The sequence below is a fragment of the Ktedonobacter sp. SOSP1-52 genome (assembly GCF_016587395.1).
Genome location: NZ_BNJH01000006.1, coordinates 794,096 through 819,809, shown reverse-complemented (window position 1 = coordinate 819,809; position 25,714 = coordinate 794,096). Strand labels below are relative to the sequence as shown.

The following is a 25,714-nucleotide window of genomic DNA, read 5'->3' as shown; positions in this document are numbered from 1 at the left end:
TCCTCGAACGCCAACTGGAGCCAAGCCTCGTACCAAGCAAGGGGGACGACGATGAGCTCGACGACAGTGCTGAATAAATCCGGCCTTACCGCGCTCGAGGACCTGCGCACAGAGAAACTCCATGCTTGGCACCGTGAGCGTTTAGCGGTTGTCTATGTGCGTCAATCTACCGTTCAACAAGTCCTTGACCATCAGGAGTCCACACGACTCCAATATGGGTTGGTTGGTTGGGCTCAGACACTGGGGTGGGGCGTTGACCGCGTCCTGGTGATCGATGATGACTTGGGCAAGTCGGGAGCCAGTGCGCAAGGGCGAACCGGGTTCCAACGGCTGGTCTCGGAAGTGAGCCTGGACCACGTTGGGATTATCTTCGGGGTCGAGATGTCGCGTCTGGCGCGCTCCGTACCCTGACTGGCATCAACTCTTAGAGCTCTGCGCGCTCTTTCATACCTTGATTGCTGACCTGGATGGAATTTATGACCCGACGCAGTACAATGATCGCCTGCTCCTTGGGTTGAAAGGAACGATGTCAGAAGCTGAACTCCATGTTTTGAAGCAACGTATGCATCAGGGACGTTTGAGCAAAGCTCAGCGCGGAGAACTGCAGTTTGCGCTGCCAGTTGGCTATGTCTGGAGCCCTACAGGAGAGATCCAGTTCGATCCCGATGAACAAGTGCAACAGGTCGTACGGTTCCTCTTCCGGAAATTTGAAGAGCTAGGCACACTCGGCGGACTCGTCCGCTACCTGGCTCATCACCAGATCCAGTTGGGTATTCGCGTTCGAGAGGGACCAGGCAAAGGGGAACTCGTCTGGCGCCGCCCCAATCGGGCCACGATCCAGATGATGCTCAGACATCCTCTCTATGCTGGTTCCTACGTTTATGGACGCCGACAGGAAGATCCACGTCGCAAACAGCCAGAGCGACCACGCACAGGCCGTGTGGTGATGACCACCGACGAGTGGCTAGTTCTGCTGCCCAACCGCTGTCCGGCCTACATTTCTCCTGAGCAATACGAGCACAACCAAGCGCGACTGCAGGCAAACCGCGCCCGTGCTGATGCCATGGGAGTTGCACGGGGTGGGCCAGCTCTCTTAGCTGGTTTGGTCGTGTGTGCCCGCTGTGGCTGTCGCTTGAATGTCCATTACGATAATGGTGGGGACCATCTTCACACCTATGAATGTATCGAGCGCTGGACGCACTACGGGGAACCAAAATGTCAACATCTCGCGGGACCATGCCTCGATACCTTCGTGAGCCAGCAGGTTCTTGCCGCCTTGGAGCCAGCCGCCTTAGAGTTATCGCTCACAGTCACCGAACGAGTGGAGCAGGAGCGCGCTGAGTTGGATCGGCTTTGGCAGCAACGGCGAGAACGGGCGGCCTACGAAGCCGAGCGGGCAGCTCGTCAGTATCATGCGGTCGAACCTGAGCACCGGCTCGTCGCCCGAACCCTGGAACATGCATGGGAAGAGAAACTGGCAGATCAGCAACAGCTGGAGGAGGAATATCATCGATTTGTCCAACAGAAGCCTCGTGTGCTTTCGGATTCCGAACGGGAGGCCATTCGTCGCCTGGCGACCGATATTCCCGCGATCTGGGCGGCTCCAACGACCATGGATGCCGATCGCAAAGAGATCCTGCGGCAGGTCATCGAGCGAGTCATTGTCGATGTGCAGGGCACCAGCGAGCAGGTGAAAGTACGGATCGAGTGGATCGGTGGTAGTCACACCGAAGGCGTTGTGATTCGACCCATTGGCAAGCTAAGCGAGCTGAGTACGTATCCGCAGATCTGTCACCAGGTCCAGGTGTTCACCGAGGCGGGCTGGGCGGCGGTAGCAATTGCTCAGGCGTTGAATGATGCAGGCTTTCGCCCTCCTCGTTCCACCACCGGCTTTCGCACAGAGATGATCTCGCAACTGCAACGCCAATTAGGCGTGAAAGCGCCACGCCCGCGGGTTCGACACCATGAGTGGTTCCTGTCCGACGAATGGTGGCCCGCTGAACTGGCTCGCCACCTCCACATTCCACGGGGGACGCTCTTGCACTGGATTCGTCAGGGAGTGATCCGAGCACGCCAACTTGATGAGCCCTTGCATCGCTGGGTCGTGTGGGCTGATGAAGCGGAACAGGAACGGCTTCGAGCGTACCATCAGCGTGCGATTGGAGATGATTTCCGCCACCGCTGGACAGATGCACCACTTGCTGAACAACCTTGACGAGGATATCATACCAGCAAATGAAGAAAGGATTGCACAATGGCAAGCTCTCAGAAACAGAAAACAGCTTTTGGGGGTAGTATGACTGGGTCGTGGAGCGAACGTTCTCCTGGATCTCTCGCTGTCGACGCCTCTCACGCGACTTTGAGGGTCGCTGCGATACGAGCGAGGCATTCATCCATGTGGCTCTCAGTCGACTCATGCTGGCTCGGCTCTCCAAATTGACTGGCTAGATTCCCTTTAGCAAACACATTCTTAGAGAGAAAATACTCCTAAGAAAAACGATAACAACGTGTCCCCTTACGAGGAATTTGGTGTCGTCAGTATCATGTTCTTTAGAAGCGCCAACAATGGCGAAACAACGAAAAGAGCGGAGATGGAGGGAGGAAGGTGTGAGTGAAGCGCCCAGGATGATCGTTGCTGATAGACCAGATCGGGGGCGAATGTATTACCTCGTCGATGACGAATATGATTTCATCATTGAGGCCAAAGAATTTTTGGACTGGAAAGCAGCGACGAACTGTGCTCCAGCCACGGTGAAGGCATATTGCTCCCGACTGTTGTGGTATTACCGCTTTCTTGCCCAGCGAAACCTTGGCGCCCCCGAAGTAACACCAGCGGACCTGACTGAATTTGTCATATGGCTCTGCAATCCGTATCGCGACGTAGAGGCTGTTTCCGCCATTCATCAACCTGGCCCATTGACGGCATCCAGTGTCAATCTCATTCTCCAGGCGGTCGGTGCCTTTTACCACTTCCTTGTGCGTCGGGGCAAACTTGTCGAATCCCCCGTTCGTTATGTGGATGTGCCCAGAGGCAAATGGCTGACAGAGCGCGATTTGTTAGCTCATACTCGACGAGGACCGGCGGTTATTCAAAGAATGGAGTTGAAGCTGAAAGAGCCTGACCGGCTTCCTCCTACGGTATCAGAGCAAGACTTCCGGACCTTCATCGATTGTATTCATATCGGGAAGAACCCAAACAGTGATCCAACAGGTTTTCGTGACCGCCTGTTGTGTCTCATGCTCAAAGAGGGGGGATTCCGCATTGGAGAGGCCCTTGGCATGAGGATGGAAGATCTCGAATTCGGAAAGCAGGGCGTGCACGTTCGCTTTCGCCCTGACAATGAGAACGGAGCAAGAGCCAAGGCTGGATATGGCCGTGATCGCTTTGTCCACTTGCCCACCGATATCCTCGGCCTGCTTGATATCTATCTTACAGAGGTCTGGATCGAAGCCAATCTCCGCACAGATCACCTCTGGCTTGTACTCAAAAAAGAGGCGAGAAGCCGAGAAGGACAGCCAACGTATGGAACGGCACTGACCGTCGCCGCTGTGGACAAAATCTTCCAGCACTACTCTACTGACCTCGACAGAGAGAGGTAAAGAATGAGGAGGGAAAGCCGATAGAAGGAGGAATGGGAGCACCAAGAAAAGCCGATTGGCGAGAAGAAAGACGCAAACGCGCCTGGGTCCTCAAACATGAGGGATGGAAACAAAAAGATATTGCCGTGGCATTGGGAGTGAGCGAAGGAGCCGTGAGCCAATGGATCAAACAAGGAAGAGAAGGGGGAGAAAAAGCCCTCAAAGCGCATCCTGCAAAAGGAGCGACACCTCGCTTGACGGCTGAACAGAAGGCGCACATTCCGACGTTGTTGGCGAAAGGAGCATCAGCCTATGGGTTTGTCGGGGAGGTCTGGAATAGTCGAAGACTAGCCCAAGTGATCAAACGAGAGTTCAAGGTGAGCTATCATCCCGACCATTGTGGTCGCCTTGTCCGCGAGATGGGGTACAGTATCCAAAAACCGGTGGAACGAGCGACACAACGTAATGAGGAGGCAATTGAAGACTGGAAAGAACATGAGTGGCCCGCTCTAAAAAAAAAGCCGCACAAGAAAGGCGAACGATCGTTTTTGTAGACGAATCAGGCTTTTATCTTCTGCCGATGATGGTGAGAACCTACTCCCCGAGAGGACAGACCCCGATAGTGCGTGTCAAGTTGACCCGCGATCATCTCTCGGCAATTGGAGGCATCACCCAAGAAGGGCGAATCTTCATGCAAACACAAGAGCACGCCTATAGAGCCGAAGACGTCGTACGATTTTTACGAGCCTTACTCCGCAAGATCTCAGGCAAGTTGCTCATTATTTGGGATGGCTCGCCAATCCATCGCGCGAATGTGATCAAAACCTTTCTCTCCAGTCCAATAGGGAAACGGGTGCATCTCGAGCGGTTGCCTGGCTATGCTCCTGACCTCAATCCTCAGGAATACGTGTGGAATCTCCTCAAACGCCGCGAACTCAAAAACCTGTGTTGCCAGGATCTCACTCACCTCAACCAAGAGCTTGTGCGTGCCAAAGAGCGCCTGCGTCATCGACGCGATATCCTTCAACGTTGTTTTTCTTATGCACTTGGTGAAGTTTAGTTGTTTATGACGAGGTCAGTAAGTCAACAACTGAGCCAGAAATCTCATGACCCATGATGATTGGCTTCGCACGCTCTTGCCCATCGGCAGTCTTCCACGTTGGAACCCATTCGAGCTCCTGCGGAGAAATACCAACAGCATGCACTTGAAGTAAAATCTCACCGACTCCAACGTGAGGTTGCTCCACATCCCCATACTCGATCACTTCTGGACCACCTTGCTGAACAGTAATATAGGCTGCTTTCATTCTCTCTCGGCTCCTTTACCTGAACATATCAAACACATACGAGCTTGCTGGATATTCATTCTAATCATAGAAGTATCCTGGATATCAAGGTCTAGAATTAGACCTTCATGGATAAATATGATCACGAAGTGCATTAGCATGAGGTAAGCTCCTGAGGATAAACGGTGCGCCGGCGGGAGAGACAAAAGATGGCGACCATGCGGGTTCGCAAAACCGCTATCTGGGAATCTTCTTTTTGAAAGAAGAGCAGGAGAGGAAGATGAGGGCGGGACCACACACAGAAACGCAGCCACCAAAAAGGGAGCAGTGGCACCTCTTTTTGAGCACAAAAGCGCACCTTTCTTTGCCATCGCGATTTGGCAGAAAAAACGCAGGAAGATCACCGATCCGGGCTCCGCGCAGACACAGGAAAAACATGGGAAAAACACAACCAGGGAAACGAGATCTGCCACACAGAGGCCAGCACACAGACCTGGAGAAGAAAAACAGGCTTTAAGTAGCTGCTGGAGCCTGTCACACGCCGAAAAATGCTTTCACCTATCACAGCATAGGGGACACTTGAAGCCAGATCATCGAGAAGACAAGGAGACACCCATCAGCGTAGGCTTCCCGAGAGCGTGCCACCACCCGCACCGATCGAGGCTCTGATCTCTTTCTTGCAACATCTCGAAGATCACTACATTAAGATTGGCACGCGCTGTCCATCTCCGGACCAGGCTTGCCCCATTGCGTGAAGAGTACGCAGAGCAGCTCCAGCTCCTGGGCGTCATGGACGGCACGCGCGACACCGAGCGCCGCCTTCACCATCAGGCAGGACCATCTCAGGCGCTTTTCCGAGTGGTTCCGACCAGGGCCAGAGTTCCTCGCCTGTATCGAGCACCATGCGCGCCCTCTCCCCTTCCCCACCTCAGAACGCAGGCCCCTTCCGGCCCATACCTATGAGAAACAACAGCGTGCCCGCCGCCTGTACGACGCGCCCCCGATGGACTCACAGACATCGAACTCGCAGGCCTGCTCCAGCGCCACGCGCGGCAATATTCCTGTCAAACTCACTTTTGAGGAGTAATCGCTGGCTACTCTCTCATAAACTCTTGAATACGAATGGAGGGGAAGACAACACGAAGCCTTCGTGTTGTCTTCCCCTCCGTTCGTACAGAAAGTGGCCTTGCTTGTCTTATGGAAGCAAGAGAGTTGGGAGAGCTGCATTCAAGCCAAGGTACTGATGAGCTACATCTCGTTGCGCATCCAATGGGTTAATCGGGAAAATTTCCTGATGCATTGCCAATCGTATAAGGAGTAGAGATATTCGGATACACGATCATCATGTCCATGCCATGATTGGCGTGATACAGATTATGACAATGCAACATCCATAACCCAGGGTTATCCGCGTAAAAAGCCACGTCATAGCTCTCATGTGGTCGTATACTGATGGTATCGAGGTGTACAGGACTGTCGGTCAGCGCCCGACCATTCTTTGTGAGTACCGTGAAAGTATGTCCATGCAGATGCATCGGATGAATACCACTATCTGCATTATTCTCAAAATGGAGTCGAATGAGCTGCCCCGGCTTGACCACAATTTCAGGACTATCCGGGAAGGTTTTGCCATTCAAGGTAAAGACCGGCCCAGGCCGACCATTGGAAAAGCCAATCGTGAAGCCAAGCGAGATCGAATAGGTCGCATCAAAGTGACTCTGGAGGGTAATGGGGTCTGTTCGCGGCTGCCCGTAGGTCGCCAAGTTAAACTCGTTCTGGCTGAGAGATGGAAGAGCACTGGAAACGAATTGCCCCTGCCCAACAAGCACCGCAGGCGTCTTTGCATACTCTTGGTCACCATCTTTGGCAATGAGCAGCGCGACTGGACCACTCTCAGGCATACGAAAGCGCAGGTCATAGCGCTGCCCCCCATCAATTGAGAGGGGAACCGCTGTCAGCGGCGTTGGTCCGTTGAGATCATGCCCATCGAGCGCAGCAACCAGGAAAGGCGTTCCAACCAGGGTCAAGTGATAGGGATAATTATCGGTATTGACAAGGCGCAGGCGAACCCACTGACCAGGCTGCGCCGAGACATGCACCGCTCCCATGGCCCCATTGAGCGTCGGAATGCTATTCCAGATATGGAGAGCGAGAGCCGTATCTACATCATCATGTACTGTCAGCATGACTGGATCAACAATGACCATACCATAAAGGCCATGGCCTGTTTGCTCAAAGCTTTCCTGATGCGAGTGATACCAGTACGTCCCAGCATCTTTCGCCAGAAACCGATAGGTATAGGTCTGTCCTGGTTTGACGGCGTCTTGAGTGACGCCTGCGACCCCATCGGCAATGTTAGGAACGGTAATGCCATGCCAATGAATGGTGACACCAAAGGAGAGGTGGTTGACAAGATGTACGATGACCAGGTCTCCCTGTCGCACATGGAGTGTGGGCCCGGGTGAGGTACCATTGAAGGTCCAGGCGTCGCTGGCATTACCCGAACCAAAGGAAAGATGAGCAGGTTGAGCTGTCAGAGTAAATGTATCGATATGAGCGGCTGTCTGCGGTGCTTGTAGCGTGTCTATGGGCGTACCTGAACCGGATGAGGCGGACCTGTTCCCAGTCTGGCACATGCTTCCCATATCGCTCATATTCATATCTTTCATATCTCCCATATTACAGGCGGTCCCCATATTGATCCTATCAGGGTAGCGAGAAGACCACATGCCCCATCCAATACCGCCGCCAGCTACGAGCAGAAAACAAAGTGCACCCAGAAGAATACGCCTCACCATTTTCTTTCGCGCCCGCTTTTTCGCTACCGGCTTCCCCTCTTGGGGAGCGATGACGCTTTCCTGTTGTTCTGTTTCCCTCTGTTTCTTCATACTATCTTATTCCTCAATTTTCAGGTTTCTTCTGCTGTTCTATCAGATTAACAATCTTTGTATCAAGCCACGCTAATGTAGCATCATACGAGTGAATGTGGTACTCGGCCAACTGTAGGATGAAAGAGCGCTCCTGATCACGAATTTCAGGGTTGGACATAACCCTGCTGATCCCATGAGCGTAATGTTCGCGCAAAACGCTGAGGTACTCGCGATAGTGCTGTAACACAGCAAGTTGTACGGAAGAGTCCACCAGACCGAACTTGGAGAGCTTGACCGCAAACAGGTCTGGATAGTCTGGACTATATTCGCCCGGGTCACGCATGAGGGCAAAGAAACGGTCCCGACCAGCATCAGTGAGACGATAGAGCTTGCGTGTCTGTCTATGCCCCTCGTGAGAAACTGCAGTGTCGTCTTGTTCACTCTCGGACGTAATCAGACCTTGTTGTTCAAGTCGACGAATAAGGGGATAGAGTGTTCCCCAGCTAAGCCGATGAAATGGACCCAAAATGCGCTGTATGATCGCGTGGAGTTTATAGCCATGTTGAGGTCCATTCATGAGTTCGCCCACCACAAACAATTCATAGGCGGGGTGGGGACTACGCCCACCGCTGACTCGTCCAACATCCCTTTTCTCTGGTAGATTCTGCTTCTCTGTCAATGCTCTGCCTGCTTTTCTATATCGATTCGATACTACCGTCATTAGTATACCGAATCGATATAGAAAAAGCAAGAGAGGAACAAGGGCAATTCTTTCTCGATACAGTGATGTTCGTAATCCCACGGATTGCGCAACGAGTTGACCAGTAGCGAACATCTGCTCCAAAATGGTCTCCTTGAAAGGAAAGAAACACCCTTTTTCCAACAAGGAGATCGTCATGACAAGTATCGTCGATTCTTCCATTCAGATCCACACCACAGCCTCTTCCTCCCCTTGTCCGCCTCCTTGGTTCGGGGAAGTCGTACTGGTCGTGACACATCTCAAGAAGCAAGGAGTGCTCACCAAGCTCTGTGAGCGTGTCCGCTTTGCCCGGAAGCGTTTTGGTCGCTACGACGTGGTCGATTTTCTGGCAGTCCTCTTCGGCTATGCGATCAGTGGCGAGCGCACGTTGGAGGAGTTCTACGAGAGCCTCCAGCCGTTCGCTGCCCCATTCATGGCCTTGTTTGATCGTGACCGGCTCCCCGCCCGCTCAACGCTCTCGCGGTTTTTAGCAGCGTTGACAGAGGAACCGGTCGAAGCGCTCCGCACGCTCTTTCTCGATGATCTGCTCGCTCGCTCACTCACACCCGACCAGCAAACCGGAGGGCTGGTGGATCGAAAAGGCGACACCTGGATGGTCTTTGATATCGATGCCACGCGAGAAGCCGCCCGTCAGCGCGCACTTCCCCAGACCGACGACCTGCCTCCCGCATTTCGTCGATTGGATGAGGTCTGTGCGCCTGGCTACCGGGGCCGCAAGCGTGGGGAGGTGGTCAGAACACGGACCACGGTCTCGCAGGCGCACAGTTCTCAGTGGCTCGACAGTTTCGGGAACCGAGGGAACGGGCGATATCGAGAGGAACTGCGCAAGGCCCTTTCAGCCATTGGTCGGTATCTGGCTACCCACCAGCTCTCACCAGAACGCACGCTGCTGAGGCTCGATGGGCAATATGGCAACGGGGCCGTACTCGCCGATGTGGCTGGCTTCACGTTTGTGACGCGTGGCAAAGACTATCACCTGCTTGATCATCCGCTGCTTCAGGCGCGTCTGCACTTGCCTCCCGACCAATTTCAACAACGCCCGGAAAGCCAGATGGTGCGCAGCCTCTACGATTGCCCACAGATTCCGGTGGGACCCGAGGGAACACCCTGCCGTGTGATCGTGGCAACCCATCCGGCGGGCAAAAAGAAGAGCCCAGTGGGCGTCACGCGAGCAGGAGTGGTCTACGAACTGTTCTTCACGAACCTGCCGCAGCACACCTTCACGACCTGCGATGTGGTTGCGTTGTACCTGCATCGTGGGGCCTTTGAGCCGATATTAGCAGACGAAGACATCGAGCAAGATCCTGACCGGTGGTGCTCTCATTCGGCCTGGGGACAAGAGTGCTGGCAACTGGTGGCTCAATGGGTCTGGAACCTGAGGCTGGAACTGGGACATCAAATCCATCCTGACCCGATACGTATCACCGAGTTCGCTCCTGCTATTTCACCGCAGAGCGAGCAGGCTGCCATGCGTCCAGCTTCGTCAGCTCCTCCCTCCGGGTATGCTCCACCCGCCACTGCCACTTCCTGGAAAGCTGGCCGTTTTACGGGTTCAGACTTCTCTCTCCAGCCGGATGGGACCCTGCGGTGCCCTGCTGGGAGCGCGCTGATCGCGCATGAGCAGCGCAGAGAAGCCGATGGCAGCCTGCGTGTGGTCTATGGAGCCAGCATTCGCAGTTGCCGTCCCTGTCCGTTGCGCGACCAGTGTCAATGGAACGGCAGCGCCACAGCCAAACCGCGCCAGGTCAGCGTGCTACTTCATCCGCTCGTGGTTGGGAGTGAACCCATCCGATGGAATGACTGGAGTCGCAGGGTTCATCGACATGCCTGCATCCATCTCCTTCGCCACCAACGCGTGGAGGTGCAGATGGATGCGGATGGATCGTCCTCCGCTCCTTCCGTCGTTTCGCCTCCGCCTCTTTTCCGTGCACAGCGGGCGCATACTCGTCTCTCGTGGCACGAGCGGCTGGCTCGCAATACTCGCGCTTCATCATCTGAGCAGGTAACGATCAGGCTATTCGGCGTTCCAGAAGCCATTGCCGCCTCGCTCGGTAGGACCACAGCTTGACCTTCGCTCCCAACTGCCACCATCGACCCCCTACTCGGACAAGCACGCTTCTCCGAGTGGAGCCGACGTTCCCTCTCTTCGGCCAACACTCCCTCCCCAAAGGTCGCAGGGGAGTGACACAACCCTTGTCGGGCACGTTTGAATACACAAGAGGTTCCTGACTTCGCTGAAGCCAGCAGAACCTGACGATTTCGAGCTATGGAGAGCACCGATGACGCATTTTCACCACCGGAAGTTACCGAACTATTCCACCTTACTCGCAGGACGTCTTCCCCCTGACGAGATTGGCTTTCAATCGGATCGGCTTCAAATTTGGTACAATCACACCGAAGAAGCATGGGTTGATCCTCTGCCTCATGCCCATCGAGAAAGCGACGAATGCTTCATCATTTTACAGGGAAGCGTGGTTGTTGAGGTAGAAGGAGAACGCTTCCTCATTGGCCCCCGCGAGTTCTGTTGCTTTCCTGCGGGCGTGTTTCATCAGGTGGTTGAAGTTCACCCTCCAGTGGAAACGTTGATGCTGCGAGCTCCTTCCGTGGATGACAAAATCTATTGGCAAGAAGCAAACACACCGCCTTCTCTGCTGGAATGACAATCATTGAGCAGAGCTTTTTTCTCTCATCCTCCAAACATCCTACGATTCGCTGAAAATCCAGGATGATCTCCTTGCGAAGCCGATTGTAGCTCCCAAAAACTTGTAGCAATCAGCTCGTTGCGCAACCCGTGGGATGACCCGGTAAATTGGCGCGTTTCTCTCAGATAATTTGCCGACGATTGGCCTGAAGAATGCATTGAGACGATTTTTGAGAAAAACTTCTCTCTCATAATATGGCGGTGCAATTTCATCTCATCTCTTTGATGCTTTTCGGAAAATGCAACGGCTCATTTTGTAAGCATAAAATGGCGTCCTTTTCGGGCTGTTGCAAACGGTGACGAGAAGCAAATCGGATTCGATTCGCCTTACGCGGCGGGTTGGCCGATGAGTTCGAGCGAGACCGCCCACAGTTTCTGTGCGGTGTCCGGGTCAATCGCCCACTGCTTGACGCCGTCGCCATTTTTGAACAAGTCGGCGTCGTTGGGCACCGTGTGGGCCTCCTGGCCGTCGGTAAGATAGTGCCCGCCGGTGTGGGCGAATTCGGGGGCAACTGCCGCGACGAGGGTAGTTGCGGCGCCTTGCTCGACAGTCTTGTAGGCGAAGACCCCGGCGGCCTCGGCGTCGGCCAAGTAATCTTTTTGTTTCTGTGTGAAGTCTCTTTGCAGCCCGGTGGCGACGCCGCCGGGGTTGACAGCGTTGGCGACGATGCCGTCAGCCGCCCAGCGGCGCGTGGCTTCGACCGCGAATAACGAGTCGGCGGTCTTGGACTGCGCGTAGGCCGCCTGCGGGTCGTACTCGCGTCGTTCAAAGTGGATGTCGTCGAACACGACTGGTGATCTCATATGTGCCGTGGAGCTGACTGAGACGATGCGTGCTTCGCCCCGTTCGCGGGCGCCAACGGCGAGGGCGTCATGCAATCCGAGGCTCAGGGTGAAGTGGCCAAGGTAATTGGTGGCGAACTGCAGTTCCCAGCCTTCCGCGGTTCGGGACAGAGTGCTCGGAATGACCCCTGCATTGTTGATCAGCAGATGCAGCGGGCCGTTCCAGTTCTGGACAAAGTTGGCTACTGAGGCTTGATTGGCGAGGTCCAGAGCGGTGACGCGCACACGCTCATTCCTGGTTGACTTCGCAATGTCCTCAGCGGCCTTCGTGCCAGCGTCGGTATTGCGGACTGCGAGGGTGACTTCCGCGCCAGCACCGGCGAGTGCGCGAGCGGTCTCAAGGCCGATGCCAGACGAGGCTCCGGTGACGATGGCACGGACACTGGAGAGGTCGAGACCAGCCACGACGTCCTCAGCGGTGCTTGTGGCGTTGAATCGGGTTGTGATGAGTGAATTGTGTGCTGTCATGAAAACCTCTTGAAAGAAGCATGAGTGTTTGTGATTGTACCGGAAGTGTGGAGAGCCGTGATTGATGACACATACGTCCTATTTGCCCTGGCACGATCTCATCTACACGTAACGAAGAGAACCAAAAAGTCAGGGGCATCTTACCCGAACAGGCGAATGGCATGATCATGATAGTTGGAGTCAGATCAGTAGACCAAACCGTGTGACAATGAGTGCCATACTCTACCTTCCTTTCTCAAACTCAGAACCGATAGTCAGACAACGTCTGGCAATCATTTGTTTCCTAAATGAGCGCTTACATACTCATTTAACAGGAAAATTTTTAGGGCCCTGTCACTGCATTCCAGAAAGCGGTAAAGCCAGCATTCCAAAAACGGTCGGCCTCTGAAGGATGGAGTGCAATGAACTCAATCGTCATATTCATGAGAGAGAGGAGCAAGGCTGTGCCAAATGCATAGGGCTGATCCTTGAGAGCACCATAGGCAAACATCTCTTGAACCATTGCATGAAGAGCTTCGTATCCTTCCATACTCAGGCATTTGGTCTGTTCCCAGATGGAATCCGAAACGCTCAATTGAGTTATGACTTTGTATTTATCAGGATGGGCAATGCCGAATCTCACATACATGTCCCAAATGTAACGAGCACGGACCTCTAAGCTTGCATGGGCGGGATAGGTGTCGAGCATGTTTGTTCGCACTTCGGCCTTCAATTCCAAATACAATTCATTGAGCAGTGTCTCCTTGGTCTCAAAGTAGGTGAAGAGTGATCCTTCTGAGACTCCGGCTACTTTGGCGATTTTGGAGGTAGGGACACTCAAACCTTGCTCGGCGATCACCTGAACTGCTGCCGCAAGGAGAGCGTCGCGTTTCTCTGGACTTTTGGGTCTTGCCATACACTCTCACCAATCGAATAATGACTGAGTACATACTCATTGTAGCAGGCGTGTCAAGGCCGACGCTCTCTCTTGTGCCGGCTACTTGGGACATCTGTTCGATAAATCGGACTGTGATGTATGATGGAGTGAGCTTTCTTGTCAAAGCACGTGGGATGCGTGTACAATCAACGGGGGCCATTCTACGTATGCCCTCCGACCATACGCCGTTCTCACAAAGAAGAGGTTTCTATTTGTGCTGCGTCTCTTTTCCTCGATCACGCAACGTGTCTCTTTTTGCTTTCATACGCTTCAAGAACATGTTTTGCATTGGATTAAACCGTCGACAACTTCCTTTGTACTCGGCACGTTCGCCGATCTGACGCGCAGCAAAGCCGAACTTTTGGCTGAAAATGCGCTCTTGCGACAACAACTGATCATTCTGCATCAACAGGTCAAGCGACCAACCTATTGGAAGACGGATCGGCTTCTTTTCGTGCTCCTTGCCAGGATGGTCCGAACCTGGAACAGGCGCTTTTCCTTGTCCAGCCAGAGACGCTCCTCCGCTGGCACCGCGAGCTTTTCCGTCTGTTCTGGAAGCGCACATCGAAGGGGCATGAGAGAAAGCCGAAGCTCTCGTCCGAGACGATCAGCTTGATCAAGGAGATGGCCGCAAACAATCGGCTCTGGGGAGCGGAACGTATTCACAGTGAGCTTCTCAAGCTCGATATTCGGGTGAGTAAACGCACGATTCAGAACTATATGAGACCTATCCGCCGCAAAAGGCTGAGTGGACAGACCTGGAAAACGTTCCTGCGCAACCATGCGGCAGAAGTATGGGCTTGCGATTTCCTTCAGGTCCCCGACCTCTTCTTCCGCCCGCTTTTTGCGTTCTTCATCATCGAGTTGTAATCGCGAAAGGTCATTCATGTCAATGTGACGCGCTCTCCCAGCGATCCCTGGGTAGCGCAACAGTTGCGAGAAGCGACTCCCTATGGACACGCGCCAAAATATCTGATCCGGGAGAATGATCGCAAATTCGGGCCGGAATTCGCATGAGTAGCAACCACAAGCCGCATCAAAGTCCTTCGAACGCCGTACCGAACCCCACAAGCGAATGCCATCTGTGAACGCTTTCTGGAAAGTGTGAGACGAGAATGCCTGGATCACTTCCTGATCTTCCAGGAAAAGCAGCTGTACCGCCTTCTCAAAGCGTATGTCGTGTACTTCAACCAGGCTCGACCGCATCAAGGGCTGGGGCAGCGAATTCCTGATCCATCGATTCCATCTACTCCTCTGCCGAACCCACCGAACCAGGTGAGCGCCATTCCTGTGTTGAGTGGCTTACACCACAACTACCGCAGAGCAGCTTAAACAATGGCAAGCATATACCCCCAAGAAGCAGGTGCAACCCGTAAAATATCAGATGGAGTATCTGAACGTTCCTTGCCCGTTTTCCCTCACCGGACAAAAGAACAGGTTATTTCTCCGCTTCATTACCGAGATCGGTGCTTCTCTGCTCATAAAGCAAAGGCCTCCCCTTGCTTGGCGGTGCGCCTCTTTGTGAAAGCAATGTGGAAGACGAGAGCGTATCCTGCACCAATTTTCCGATCTTATGAACAGATATTCCAAGTAGCCAACACAGGTGTCGAGGCCTTTGGTGAAATAGTGCTGATCACGTGTGTTCATGGGCGTTTCTTTCCTTTCCCTCCTGCATCGTGATGGCTCATGGGGAGAGTAGATCTTTTTGCAATTTGCAGGTACATTTATTCTACTGGCAGAGAAAGAAAAAAACTTCTCCTATCTTGCTCAAATATCCTCGGTCCGCCGCCGAAAGCCTGGCCCAGAGATACGGAATTCCAAAATTTACAGCAAGACGGTCGATGTCGAGATAGCTTTATTGATCTCCAGTGATCGCCTGCTCGGAACTCTCGACACATATTGAGAGAACTCCGAGCAGAACGTACGTCTATGCCAGGGTTTGCAGCCAGGTCGCAATGGCAGCACCTATCGCTCCAGGAGAATCTTCTTGCAGATAGTGGCTACCTTTGACGGTCACTTCTGCCTGCGACCGCCACGTGCGGCAGAACTCCCGCATCGCCTGCGTCGCCGTTCCCGGATCGTTGTTGATATACAACTTGGGAACATCACTCTGAGCGAGCCACCCCCCATACGCCGTGACCAACTCGATCATGTCCGCACGCTCATCATCAATGGGTGCCTGACGAGGCCAACTCAGCATGGGACGGCGCCCTTCACCCGCTTCAATGAAGGGGCGGCGATATGCCGCCAGTTCTTCCTCGCTCAGTGTCCGTAACACCACGCGCGGCATCAGGCGTTCGATGAACACATTGTCTTCAAGCACCAGACGCTCGCCCGCATTGGTACGCAAGGCCCTCCAGAGATCACGCGTGGCCTCCGGCCAGGTTGCCCAACTCCAGGGTCTCGCGATTGGTTCCATATACGCTAGGCCCTTCACCGCCTGGCGATGCCGATTCGCCCAGTCAAAGCCAAGGGCCGATCCCCAATCGTGTACAACAAACGTAACGCGCTCGCTCACCCCAAGCATCTCAAGCAACCTATCCAGATAGCTACGGTGCTCAAAGAACCCATAAGAGCCAGGACCGCTGTTATGCAACTTGTCGGAATCGCCCATTCCAATCAGGTCTGGAGCAATGCAGCGCCCCAGCCCTTGCAGGTGCGGAATGATATTGCGCCAGACATAGGAAGAGGCGGGATTGCCATGCAAGAAGACAATAGGATCGCCTTCACCAACGTCAATATAGGCCATCTGGTGTCCTAGCACCGTTTGGTGCTGTTTCTCATATGGAAAACCTGCACTCATTATGAAAGCGTCTCCTTCTTTTCTAAAGAAGCCGCTTCCAAGCCTGCAATAGTAGGCTTCATCATCGTTGAGATGGTATTGCGGTTCATTCGCATCATTTCCTCTCCTTGTTTCCAGTATTCGTCGAGCGCAAAAGGACTCGCATCAGCCGTATATGTCATATGTTCGTCATGTTGACCAGCTGAATGTGTGTCCATATTGTATAAGACCCCCTTTCATTCCCGTCTCAGAGCGGCTGGGGGCTGGCCCGTAGCCCATGTATCAGTTCCTCAGCAAACTGCCGCTCCGTTTTTTTGGAATAGATTGAAGTCCATGGCAAGAAAAACAACTTTTTAGCGGCCTCCAAAATACGTTGTTGGCACACTCATACGCTTCTCCTTTCAATGTGTGTGAATGCTCACTAACATAATAAGTGAGTAATGAGGTTCTTGTCAAGAGTACCAGAACATATTAAAAACCACAATTTGATGTCTTGAGCGAAACTATGGCCGACTCTTCCAAGCCCATGCTACTGGGTAAACTTTGAGCTTTTCTCTCTTCACTAGCCCATGCCCTTACTGGTACTCGCCTGCCTGTGCCGCCTGCCTGCCTATCTCACCCCATTTCTTGCGTTTTTGCTACCCAAACGATATACTTCATCCAAATGTGCAATTGGGTAGCACCATCGAGCAGGAGGTCCATCTGTAATGCCAAAGGCTGCACTCTACCGTCTCACCTGGGTTCCCGAACATCGATTCTACACGCTTTCTGAAGCTCACAACCATGAACACATGCTCCCTTTCGCTCCGGGCAGCTCAGAGTGGTTCTCCTGGCTGAGAAGCATCCCATCTTTCACCTTTATCGGCCAGCATGGGCAACTCACCGTACGTCAGGAAATTAGAGGAGGTACAGGAGCATATTGGTATGCCTATCGTCGTCATGGAGACAAAATGCTCAAACGCTATCTGGGTCAGACCACTGTTCTCACTCCTGCTTCTCTCGAGGAGGCCGCTCTTCAACTCAACACTCAGTCTGTTTCCTCTTCCAAACCAGAAGGGTCCGCCATCGATCCATCGCAGGGCAGATGCCAGGCCCCAACATCGAAAGCTGAGGGTACCTCTCCCGAAGCCCTCCCTTCCCCTGAACGCACCTCCACGAGACATTCAGCCAGCCACGCTGGCACTGCACCACTTGCCTTGCACAACACTCATCATAAAGCCCTTGACCTCCTGCTCGCAACCAAGCTACACATGCCCCGCCCTCGCACGCAGCTTGTGCCCCGTGCTCATCTTGTCGAACACCTCCAGCGGGGAGCCTCCAGTCCACTCACCCTTATTTCTGCACCTGCTGGTTTCGGGAAAACAACCCTGCTGGCTCAATGGCAAGCTTCTACCCACGCTCCTGTTGCCTGGCTCTCGCTTGAGCCAGAGGACAATGAACCTATTCGATTCTTCACCTACCTCCTGGCCGCCTTGCAAACGCTTGATCCTCACTTTGGAGGGCGCACGCGCGCGCTACTCAGCCTTCCGCAGCCTGTGGAACCAGAAACCGTGCTCGCCTGGTTCACCCATGATCTCATCACGTGGCAAAGAGAGGACGTTGTACTCGTGCTCGATGACTATCATGTCATCACCACTCAGCCCATTCACCACATGCTGGCCCATCTCGTCGAGCATCTCTCGCATCAACTACACCTCTTTCTCGTGACTCGGAGTGATCCCCCGCTACCGCTGGCACGCTTGCGGGCGCGTGGGCAACTGGCCGAGATACGCGCTGCCGAGTTACGGTTCGGAGTTGATGAGGCTGGCATATTTCTCACGGAAGTGATGGGATTGCATCTCTCGCAAGAAGAGGTGACAATCTTACAAACTCGTACGGAGGGCTGGATTGCTGGCTTACAACTGACTGCGCTCTCGCTGCAGGGCAGAGCCGATATCTCCAGCTTTCTCCCCACCTTTACTGGCAATCATCGCTTTGTGCTAGATTACCTCTCTGAGGAGGTGCTTTCCCAGCAATCCGACGAGGTACAAACGTTTCTGCTCCAAACCTCCATTCTGGAGCGTCTCACTGCCTCGCTCTGTGACGCGGTCACCGGATACGAGGAAAGCCAGACAATACTGGAAACCCTTGATCGAGCCAATCTGTTTGTGGTCGCTCTTGACGATGTGCGAGGATGGTACCGTTACCATCATCTGTTCGCCAACCTGCTGCGCAGCCGTCTCCAGCAGAGCGAGCCACACCTTCTTCCTGAACTGCATCGCCGTGCTAGCAGATGGTATGAGGAGCATGATGTGATCCTCGAAGCAGTCCATCATGCGATTCTTGCACTCGATCTCGATCGTACTATTCGCCTCATTGAGGAGCACAGACATTCCCTAGCCCTCCATGATCAGGCACGCACGGTGATGAACTGGCTGCATACCTTTCCAGATGAACTCATACGGCGGCACCCAAGCCTGTGTTTGTCCCAGGGACTCTTGCTGATGCTCACGGGCCAACTGCCGGAAGCCCTCATACGCCTGCAGGTGGCTGAACAGGCCGCCTCCTCCATCCCAGAGGAGCATGCGGCACAGACGTTCCTGCATCAGGTCGCCGCTCTGCAAGCATACATCCTCTTCATCCAGGGAGATCTGGAGAGCAGCGTCGCGCTGGCTGAACAGGCGTTGGATCACCTCGATCATTGTCCTGTGGAAGTGCAAGCATCCACACGCCTGATTGCTGCTCATCGTGTACTGCTCAGTGGGCAAGTCAGACAGGTAGAGGAGCAGCACATAGCCCATCTCGTCTCTGCGCTTTCCACTGGAAACGATCAATCTGCAATAGAGGTGCTTTGGAACCTGACACGCATTTTGCTACATGCTCGCCAGCTTCGGCTCCTGGGACGCTTACGACAAGCAGCAACGGTCTATGAGCAGTTGGATCAGGTCCAGGGAGAATACGAGGAAGCGCTCATCTCTCCCGGCTCCAGCTTTGGTCTGGGAGAACTCTACTATGAGTGGAATGACCTCGACATGGCTGAACGCCTCCTGGAGCGGGGAAAAGAGGCATTGAACAAGCTACAGACGCTTGAGGCCTCCGCCATCACCCAGGGCTACGCTACTCTGGCTCTCCTGCACCAGGCACGCAACAAGCCAACTCACGCCCTTGCATGCGTAGAGGAGTTAGTGAGGCTTGCTGAGGCCCGGCAATTTGCCTCTGCGCAACTGAATTCTGCCGCAGCAGTTCGCGCGCGACTCGCTCTAATGCAGGGCAATCTCACAGAGGCTGTGCGCTGGGCAGAAGCTAGTGGTCTCCCGGACTCAGACGATCTTCGCTATTCGCGTGAGCAGGAATACCTGACCTTTGCCCGGGTACGTATCGCTCAAGGGCGTCTTGACCCGGCAGGGCCGTTTCTGGCTGAGGCGTTACGCCTGCTAGAGCGACTGCGAGCGGACGCCGAAGCGAAAGCCCGAGTGGGCAGTCTCCTGCAAATCCTCGTGTTGCAAGCGCTCGCTCTGTTCACAAGATCAGCGCACAAAACTCAGGCATTGGCCATGCTCGAACGTGCTCTCGCGCTCGTAGGGCAGGAAGGATACATCCGCCTGTTCGTCGATGAGGGGGAACTTATGGTAGCATTGCTGCATCAAGCATACGTACGCGGTATCGCTCCTGGCACTGTCGAGACCATCCTCTTGGCATGCGGTGAACAGGCGCAGGCCTCTCCCTCGCACACCTTCCAGCTCGTCGAACCACTGACCGAGCGCGAACTCACGGTCTTCCGACTCCTGGTGAGGGGTTTATCCAATGCCGAAATCGCACAGGAGCTCATCATCGCTGTCGGCACGGTGAAGCGACACATCAATAGTATCTACGGCAAACTGGGCGTCCAGAGCCGCACTCAGGCAATCGCCCAAGCCCACGCATGGCACGTACTTTAACTGCACCTCTCCACTCCACACAAACTATCGCGGCACACAAGTCTTTTTAATGTGGATCGAGGTTACAGGATATGCCGCTGAAGGCCTAGCGATTGCTTGGAGCGCATTACTCATCTTGCGGAACAGCAAACTCGTTACGCATGTTGGAGCTGTGGCATAAAGAAGCCAGCAATTCATCAAAATTCCGCCTCTGGATGCCCCTACCCTTCTAGGCCCCTTCCTTCAACGATGTGCGCTCACGGCTCTTCACGTGGATAAATCGTCATCAACAGCTTGCCACGTGGTCGCAGGGTGATCAGCGGCTCTGAGGCCACAGAGGCTCCGGGCGGGAGACGGAACTGATACCGGGACAGGATGGTCGCCAGAATGAGTTGCGCTTCGGTGAGGGCAAATTGATTGCCAATACACACGCGCGGGCCTCCTCCAAAGGGGATGTAGGCAAAGCGGTGACGCCCGGCAGCCTGCACTGGCGCGAAGCGCTCGGGATCGAAGACATCAGGCCGCTCCCAGAAATCAGGATGCCGGTGGGTTGCAGACGGAAACATCAGGACATACGCCCCTTTGGAGATGGTATAGCCGCCAATTTTATCCTCGGCGAGGGCAGAACGGGCAAAGGTCCATGCTGGTGGATAGAGGCGCATAGACTCCTCAAGTACCATCCGTGTGAATGTGAGCTGCGGCAGATCCTCTATCTGTGGAGTTCTCCCGCCGAGAATGTAGGTATATTCCTCAATGAGTCTGGCTTCAATATCTGGGTGTTGTGCCAGCAGCATCAAGGTCCAGCAGAGCGCGCCGGATGTGGTTTCATGACCTGCTATCATGAGCGTGATGACCTCATCACGCACCTGCTGATTGCTCATGCCAAGACCCGTTTCTTCATCCCGCGCCTCCAGGAGCATAGTCAACAGGTCATTCTTGCTCTCTGTCGCTTTGTTCCGACGCTCAGCAATCAACTCGTCAACGACGGCATAGAGGGTATCTCTCGCCTGATACAGGTGACGGCGCTGGGGGGTGGGCAGCGAGAGCAGCCCCGGCACATAAAAGGATTGCGCCTCCAGGCGAATGGCGGTGCCCAACGCCTGAAACACGCGCTGCTTGTGGAGGTGTATGTCGGTGCCAAAAAGTGCTTTACACACAATGATCAAGGTCAGGCCACTCATCTGCTGGAACAGATCGATGGGTTCTCGCGAGTCGATGTTGACTTCCTCGATCCAGGAAGCCACACTCTCGGCCATCAGTTGGCCGAAGCTCGCGATTCGGCTTCGATGAAATGCTGGTTGGATCAGGCGGCGCTGCGTGAGCCAGGAATCTCCATTGTTGGTGAGCAAGCCGTTGCCCAGCGTCAGTTTGAGCACCTGATTAGAAATGCCCCCTTTGTGGTAGTTGAAGTGATTCTCCTGCACGACATGGCGCACGCCATCAGGATGAAAGACCAGGGTCCAGGGACCCAGGACCGTTGGCAGCGTCACGAGATCTCCGTAGTGCTCGCGCAGCTCCTGCACGAAGTTCAGAGGCTGGCGCGCAAATCTGACGGTATTCCAGGCTGCGGTAGGCCACGGTGGCCCAGGGGGCTGACGTCTGCGGTATTTTAACGGGAGTAGCGCAGGTGCAACATGAGGCATAAGTTCTTCTCCATTCTCACATGAAATGCCACTTCTGGTGGCTGTTCCCGACATGCTTAACCAGATGATTCCCAGATTGCAGAATCATTTAGCAGCGTTCATATTGATGATAAGACGAGTTGATGACATACCCCATCTATTTCTCACACGAGATCGCATCGGCCCCACGATCTCAATCTATCTGGTTCAAGATCAGAGAAGGCTGTGTTCTTGCTCCAGCACAAGCTGGCTTCGCCTATTATCCCCTCCATTTCCTGATGCAATGAAAATACAAGAAAAGAATGAAAGAAACAAGTACGCAAAAGAATGTGCGATAGTCTAGAAAACCATACTATAAAAAGCGTATATTGTGCAATAGAGACAGTAAGCATCATATGCCCAATCGAAGCGATCTTTCGATCGTGAGAGGAGATTAAGCCCCTCCTTGACAAGCTCCTCGTCGCTGGCTATACTATGTTAGTGAGTGTTCACACACATTAGAGGGGGAGAAGATCTATGGGAACAACGCGAGAAAAAATATGAGATACATTGATGTGACTTTCACTCCCCTTTTTGCTCAGAGGGCATGTGATACTGAACAATCCTCGCTTCCTCATCCACTCTCTGCAAGAAGATGCTCCTGGAGGGATCGGTGCTGCTATTGCGACCTGGCTGCACCCCTGACATAGACACACGTTTAGCTCGAAGTTTGCCTTCAAGCGAATAACAAGCTCCGAGCTGACCATCACAAGAAAGAGAGCGATTATGAGCGAAAAAACACCTCATACCACGCGAACGTACCTGACCACTCCTGGGAAAGCTCATATGGCCCTGCTGACCAGTTTTCGCCGCAACGGCGCGGGCGTCGGCACCCCAGTGGGTACGGTCGCCTCGCACGGCAAACTCTACTTTATGACACCAGCCGATACCTGGAAGGCCAAGCGCCTCACCCACAATCCGCGCGTCACGCTCGCGCCCGGCAACCGCAAAGGGGATGCGCTCGGCCCGGCGATTGAAGGCACCGCACGTCGCCTGTATGCTAATGAGGCCAAGCGAGCACGAAAACTGCTGCGTATAGGCATCGTGGGCCGCTTCTTCGGGATCGTCTTCGACCGCAAATACCCTGGCGAGAAAACAGCGGTGTATGAAATTGTGTTGGATGAGAGAGATGCTTCTCTGGGCAATGAAGAACCTAAGAGCACACGCTCGATACACTCATAAGTTGGATCAGCGAACGCATGTTCGCACATCAGAGAAGAGAGAAAGGGACAACCCATGTCGGTTTCACCGCGCCTTCGCCTGCTCGGAGTGCTCTGCCTGATCGGTGGCATCCTTCAGCTCGCAGATACGCCACTTGACCTGTGGTGGTCAGATCCCGTGAGTCCGGTCCACACAGTTGCTCGCTTGATCTGGGCCATCGCGATGCTCGCGCTCATTGGCGGACCCATAGGGATCATCGCCTACCGCTTCGCCTCGCCTAGATGGCTTGCAATGGTCGGAGCAAGCATCACCATCCTTGGTCTTCTTCTCCAGACTAGCGGAATGATCTTCTATCTGCTTCTCCCCACCTCTGGTGGAGGGCAAATATTGACGCCACCGGGTGGCGTCCTGATCGCGCTCGGCATGGTCACCCTGGGAATAGCGACACGGTTGGGGAAGAAGCTGGCTGGCTGGCGAGCATGGACACCTCTCCTCGTCGGACTGTACTTCATCGCACAGCTGGTCCTTATCCAGATTCCTTTCTTTCTCGGAAAGGGACTGCCGATCTTCGCTCCCTTCGTCGATCTCTGCGGTCTTTTCTGGATACTGCTGGGGGCAGTACTTGCCATGTCAGAAGCCGTACCGGCACAGCTTCTACTTGCGCGGACGTGATCTGATATGTTGGTCGGAGAGCTGCCGAAAACAAGGCAAGATGACCTGTAGTCATAAAGCTATTTCAGTGCTTGTCAGAGGCAAGCACTGAAACATGACATTCTCCGCTCACACATTTCCTGGACAGGGCAGCATACACGTAAGCAGAAAACCAAGAAAGAATGGAGTACCCATGGCAAAACGCTTTCGCTCCACGCTTTTCTTCCGGGTGGGGTACATCATCAACACGTTTCTGTTTCTCAAAAAAAGCCTGATCGGAGCTCGATCTTTTGTCCTGGCGTACTTCAACGTCACAGCAGACGCCTCACTGACCGCATTTGAGCGCGAAGCGCTGAATCATCCTGTCTTCCTAGTAAAAAGTCATTCAGAGCACCTTCAGGCAAACAAAAGCAGGCTTGAATGAAAGACGTGTTATTTAATACCAAGTTAGCACTCCCCTTTTCTCCTACATTTTTGCTACCCAAATGATATACTTCACCCAGATGAGCGATTGGGTAGCACTCGCATGAGTCAGTTGGAGCAACGGCGAGTGGATGCCGAAGCGGAAGCCCAAGTGGGCAGTCTCCTGGAAATCTTGGTGTTGCCAGCACTCGCTCCGTCCACGAGTTCAGCGCACAATACCCAGGCCTTGATCACGCTCGAACGTACCTCGCGCTCGCAGGATAGGAAGAGTATATCTGCCTGCCCCCTTTTCTTTTGTCGAGAAGGCAGCCTCCTGACCAATAGCCATCTCACCAGCGTTGATGCTCTTGGTGATAATCAACCCTATAACACATCCTTTGATACAGGTCTCCTCACCTGGTTGAGTTCCATACTGAGAACAGCGCTCAAAGGTAAAAGATACACGACTAGGGATAGGACAATGCACATTAATGCATTCATTGATATCCTCAGATCCATAGAGGATTTCTCTTGTGTTCTTCTACCAAAGCTCACCAAAACGAGAAGGCAAAAGGAGTGTTTCATGAAAGCGATACGTCTCATCTCATTGGTCGTACGAATAGCTTTGATGGCTACCATGGGGCTGGGATTGGTATTCTGGATAACCCAGATATTTCTTTGGAGCGAGCTTCTGGCTCTCCTTGCTCAAATAGATTTTACAAGCGTTCATGAGGGATTGGGCATCATTGGAGTCCTCGGCCTGTTCATCCTTGGAAGTGTGGCAGCTTTCACCAAAGGAAGCAGGTTGCTTGGCTTGGGGAGCATGATCTATGCGCTTCTGGTGCCTGTCTTTGGAATATCACAAACCCGAATTTTTCCAGGCAATCTGCACTGGCTTATCCAGACTGCCCACTTGCTGGTAGGAATCGGAGCTATGATACTGGTTTACAGAATCCCAAAAACGCTACCAGTACCTCAAGCAGAAAGGAAATAGAATGAATTCTGAAAAATTTCCCGGAAAGCCTTACTCTCCAATCATGGCCAGGCTCGCTCGCCTCGCCACGGCCGTGCATGTTTCTCTCTATCGTCTCAGCGGTGGCAAGATTGCGGGGCGGGCACAAAATATGCCAGTCCTACTCCTAACCACCACTGGACGCAAGAGTGGAAAGCAACATACAACACCTTTGATATACCTTACGGATGGGAATAGTATCTTCATTGTTGCTTCAAATGGAGGTCAGGGAAAACTTCCGAACTGGTGGCTCAATATGCGCAAGAGCAAAGAGGCATGCATAGAAATTGGAAGCAAACAATTCCAAGTGCGTGTCCAGGAAGCGGTTTCAGACGAGCGTCAGCGACTCTGGTCACTCGCAGTTGCCAGTTTCCCTGGATATGCGAAGTACCAGCAACGAACGCCCTATCCCATTCCCCTGGTCATCTTACGTCCCCTAGCATAGCGTAGACATGGGCATGCTGATCCCTCACATATGCCAGAAATACAGTCAACTTGAGGAGAGCCAAATATCACGGGCCTACTGAGTAGGCGCACATCATCTCTATGTTTGCGTTAGTTCGTGTAGCTACGCGAAAAGAGAATGCAGAAAGCAAGTTTTCCCATATCACGTCAAGATAGAAGGACGACCTGTCGCTCTAATGAAGAGCTAGATGACCGGCGCGAAAAGTAGGACAAGATGTTAATGGCATTGGTGTCAAAGAAACACCAATCATCTCTACACAA

At 53.6% G+C, this 25,714-nt stretch carries 25 protein-coding genes and 1 pseudogene; 17 read left to right on the top strand and 9 right to left on the bottom strand.

The window, feature by feature from the left end; genetic code table 11:
* Window positions 1-51 precede the first annotated feature (51 nt).
* From JMJ16_RS48835 to JMJ16_RS55355, 6 genes and pseudogenes are all read left to right on the top strand, one after another.
* The gene (locus JMJ16_RS48835) at window positions 52-411 is read left to right on the top strand and encodes a recombinase family protein (protein WP_201378908.1); all 360 of its coding nucleotides are present in this window, start codon (window positions 52-54) and stop codon (window positions 409-411) included.
* A complete protein-coding gene (locus tag JMJ16_RS48830; RefSeq protein WP_201393478.1) occupies window positions 359-2,215 on the top strand; it encodes a recombinase family protein in 1,857 nt (618 codons plus the stop codon). Before JMJ16_RS48835 ends, JMJ16_RS48830 begins: the two co-directional genes overlap by 53 nt.
* A gap of 86 nt (window positions 2,216-2,301) precedes the next feature.
* A pseudogene (locus JMJ16_RS48825) lies at window positions 2,302-2,448 on the top strand (IS5/IS1182 family transposase); the annotation flags it as partial.
* 159 nt (window positions 2,449-2,607) lie between these two features.
* The gene (locus JMJ16_RS48820) at window positions 2,608-3,600 is read left to right on the top strand and encodes a site-specific integrase (RefSeq protein WP_201393476.1); all 993 of its coding nucleotides are present in this window, start codon (window positions 2,608-2,610) and stop codon (window positions 3,598-3,600) included.
* A 32-nt stretch (window positions 3,601-3,632) separates the two neighbouring features.
* The gene (locus JMJ16_RS55360; RefSeq protein ID WP_236601227.1) at window positions 3,633-4,133 is read left to right on the top strand and encodes a winged helix-turn-helix domain-containing protein; all 501 of its coding nucleotides are present in this window, start codon (window positions 3,633-3,635) and stop codon (window positions 4,131-4,133) included.
* Window positions 4,079-4,639 carry an IS630 family transposase gene (locus JMJ16_RS55355; protein WP_236601089.1) on the top strand — a complete coding sequence of 187 codons (561 nt, stop codon included), beginning with the start codon at window positions 4,079-4,081 and terminating at the stop codon, window positions 4,637-4,639. The genes JMJ16_RS55360 and JMJ16_RS55355 overlap by 55 nt, the downstream gene beginning before the upstream one ends.
* 4 nt (window positions 4,640-4,643) lie before the next feature.
* On the opposite strand, the gene JMJ16_RS48810 is transcribed toward JMJ16_RS55355, so the two are convergent.
* Complete coding sequence (locus JMJ16_RS48810; RefSeq protein WP_236602058.1) at window positions 4,644-4,886, bottom strand: alcohol dehydrogenase catalytic domain-containing protein; 243 nt, start codon at window positions 4,884-4,886, stop codon at window positions 4,644-4,646.
* Between the two features lie 730 nt (window positions 4,887-5,616).
* On the opposite strand from JMJ16_RS48810, the gene JMJ16_RS48805 reads away from it, so the two are divergent.
* The gene (locus tag JMJ16_RS48805) at window positions 5,617-5,952 is read left to right on the top strand and encodes a hypothetical protein (protein ID WP_201393474.1); all 336 of its coding nucleotides are present in this window, start codon (window positions 5,617-5,619) and stop codon (window positions 5,950-5,952) included.
* A gap of 187 nt (window positions 5,953-6,139) precedes the next feature.
* Here the strand turns inward: JMJ16_RS48805 and JMJ16_RS48800 are convergent, their stop codons facing one another.
* Together JMJ16_RS48800 and JMJ16_RS48795 are read right to left on the bottom strand one after the other, a co-directional pair.
* On the bottom strand, window positions 6,140-7,753 hold the full coding sequence (locus JMJ16_RS48800; RefSeq protein ID WP_201393472.1) for a multicopper oxidase family protein: 1,614 nt from the start codon (window positions 7,751-7,753) through the stop codon (window positions 6,140-6,142).
* 13 nt (window positions 7,754-7,766) lie between these two features.
* Entirely contained in the window at window positions 7,767-8,414 is a 648-nt protein-coding gene (locus tag JMJ16_RS48795; RefSeq protein WP_201393470.1) for a PadR family transcriptional regulator, read from the bottom strand.
* 217 nt (window positions 8,415-8,631) lie between these two features.
* On the opposite strand from JMJ16_RS48795, the gene JMJ16_RS48790 reads away from it, so the two are divergent.
* Both JMJ16_RS48790 and JMJ16_RS48785 read left to right on the top strand, forming a co-directional pair.
* Window positions 8,632-10,563 (top strand): hypothetical protein, encoded by a 1,932-nt coding sequence (locus JMJ16_RS48790; RefSeq protein WP_201393467.1) that lies wholly within the window; start codon window positions 8,632-8,634, stop codon window positions 10,561-10,563.
* 211 nt (window positions 10,564-10,774) lie between these two features.
* Window positions 10,775-11,155 (top strand): cupin domain-containing protein, encoded by a 381-nt coding sequence (locus JMJ16_RS48785; RefSeq protein ID WP_201393465.1) that lies wholly within the window; start codon window positions 10,775-10,777, stop codon window positions 11,153-11,155.
* A gap of 368 nt (window positions 11,156-11,523) precedes the next feature.
* Here the strand turns inward: JMJ16_RS48785 and JMJ16_RS48780 are convergent, their stop codons facing one another.
* Both JMJ16_RS48780 and JMJ16_RS48775 read right to left on the bottom strand, forming a co-directional pair.
* Window positions 11,524-12,507: an SDR family NAD(P)-dependent oxidoreductase gene (locus JMJ16_RS48780; RefSeq protein WP_201393463.1), complete on the bottom strand. Its 984-nt coding sequence runs from the start codon at window positions 12,505-12,507 to the stop codon at window positions 11,524-11,526.
* Window positions 12,508-12,829: 322 nt separating this feature from the next.
* Window positions 12,830-13,402: a TetR/AcrR family transcriptional regulator gene (locus JMJ16_RS48775; RefSeq protein ID WP_201393461.1), complete on the bottom strand. Its 573-nt coding sequence runs from the start codon at window positions 13,400-13,402 to the stop codon at window positions 12,830-12,832.
* Between the two features lie 450 nt (window positions 13,403-13,852).
* Between JMJ16_RS48775 and JMJ16_RS55350 the strand changes: the two genes are divergently transcribed.
* Together JMJ16_RS55350 and JMJ16_RS55345 are read left to right on the top strand one after the other, a co-directional pair.
* Entirely contained in the window at window positions 13,853-14,293 is a 441-nt protein-coding gene (locus JMJ16_RS55350; protein WP_236602057.1) for a helix-turn-helix domain-containing protein, read from the top strand.
* Between the two features lie 165 nt (window positions 14,294-14,458).
* Window positions 14,459-14,755, top strand: a complete 297-nt coding sequence (locus JMJ16_RS55345) for an integrase core domain-containing protein (protein WP_307813397.1) — start codon at window positions 14,459-14,461, stop codon at window positions 14,753-14,755.
* Between the two features lie 595 nt (window positions 14,756-15,350).
* On the opposite strand, the gene JMJ16_RS48765 is transcribed toward JMJ16_RS55345, so the two are convergent.
* Complete coding sequence (locus JMJ16_RS48765; RefSeq protein ID WP_201393661.1) at window positions 15,351-16,229, bottom strand: haloalkane dehalogenase; 879 nt, start codon at window positions 16,227-16,229, stop codon at window positions 15,351-15,353.
* Window positions 16,226-16,423, bottom strand: coding sequence for a hypothetical protein (locus JMJ16_RS48760; RefSeq protein WP_201393459.1), 198 nt, complete (start codon window positions 16,421-16,423; stop codon window positions 16,226-16,228). The genes JMJ16_RS48765 and JMJ16_RS48760 overlap by 4 nt, the downstream gene beginning before the upstream one ends.
* A 489-nt stretch (window positions 16,424-16,912) precedes the next feature.
* Between JMJ16_RS48760 and JMJ16_RS48755 the strand changes: the two genes are divergently transcribed.
* Window positions 16,913-20,122, top strand: a complete 3,210-nt coding sequence (locus JMJ16_RS48755) for a LuxR C-terminal-related transcriptional regulator (RefSeq protein WP_201393457.1) — start codon at window positions 16,913-16,915, stop codon at window positions 20,120-20,122.
* A 236-nt stretch (window positions 20,123-20,358) separates the two neighbouring features.
* On the opposite strand, the gene JMJ16_RS48750 is transcribed toward JMJ16_RS48755, so the two are convergent.
* Window positions 20,359-21,744, bottom strand: coding sequence for a cytochrome P450 (locus JMJ16_RS48750; RefSeq protein WP_201393455.1), 1,386 nt, complete (start codon window positions 21,742-21,744; stop codon window positions 20,359-20,361).
* Window positions 21,745-22,488: 744 nt separating this feature from the next.
* On the opposite strand from JMJ16_RS48750, the gene JMJ16_RS48745 reads away from it, so the two are divergent.
* The 3 genes from JMJ16_RS48745 (at window position 22,489) to JMJ16_RS48735 (ending at window position 23,998) form a co-directional block, all read left to right on the top strand.
* Window positions 22,489-22,944: a PPOX class F420-dependent oxidoreductase gene (locus tag JMJ16_RS48745; protein ID WP_201393453.1), complete on the top strand. Its 456-nt coding sequence runs from the start codon at window positions 22,489-22,491 to the stop codon at window positions 22,942-22,944.
* Between the two features lie 54 nt (window positions 22,945-22,998).
* Entirely contained in the window at window positions 22,999-23,595 is a 597-nt protein-coding gene (locus tag JMJ16_RS48740) for a hypothetical protein (RefSeq protein WP_201393451.1), read from the top strand.
* Between the two features lie 172 nt (window positions 23,596-23,767).
* Window positions 23,768-23,998 (top strand): hypothetical protein, encoded by a 231-nt coding sequence (locus tag JMJ16_RS48735; RefSeq protein WP_201393449.1) that lies wholly within the window; start codon window positions 23,768-23,770, stop codon window positions 23,996-23,998.
* Window positions 23,999-24,202: 204 nt separating this feature from the next.
* Here JMJ16_RS48735 and JMJ16_RS48730 read toward each other — a convergent pair whose 3' ends face one another.
* On the bottom strand, window positions 24,203-24,358 hold the full coding sequence (locus JMJ16_RS48730) for a hypothetical protein (RefSeq protein WP_201393447.1): 156 nt from the start codon (window positions 24,356-24,358) through the stop codon (window positions 24,203-24,205).
* 201 nt (window positions 24,359-24,559) lie between these two features.
* Between JMJ16_RS48730 and JMJ16_RS48725 the strand changes: the two genes are divergently transcribed.
* Entirely contained in the window at window positions 24,560-24,970 is a 411-nt protein-coding gene (locus JMJ16_RS48725; protein WP_201393445.1) for a hypothetical protein, read from the top strand.
* A 1-nt stretch (window position 24,971) separates the two neighbouring features.
* Window positions 24,972-25,433, top strand: coding sequence for a nitroreductase family deazaflavin-dependent oxidoreductase (locus JMJ16_RS48720; protein WP_201393443.1), 462 nt, complete (start codon window positions 24,972-24,974; stop codon window positions 25,431-25,433).
* Window positions 25,434-25,714 lie beyond the last annotated feature (281 nt).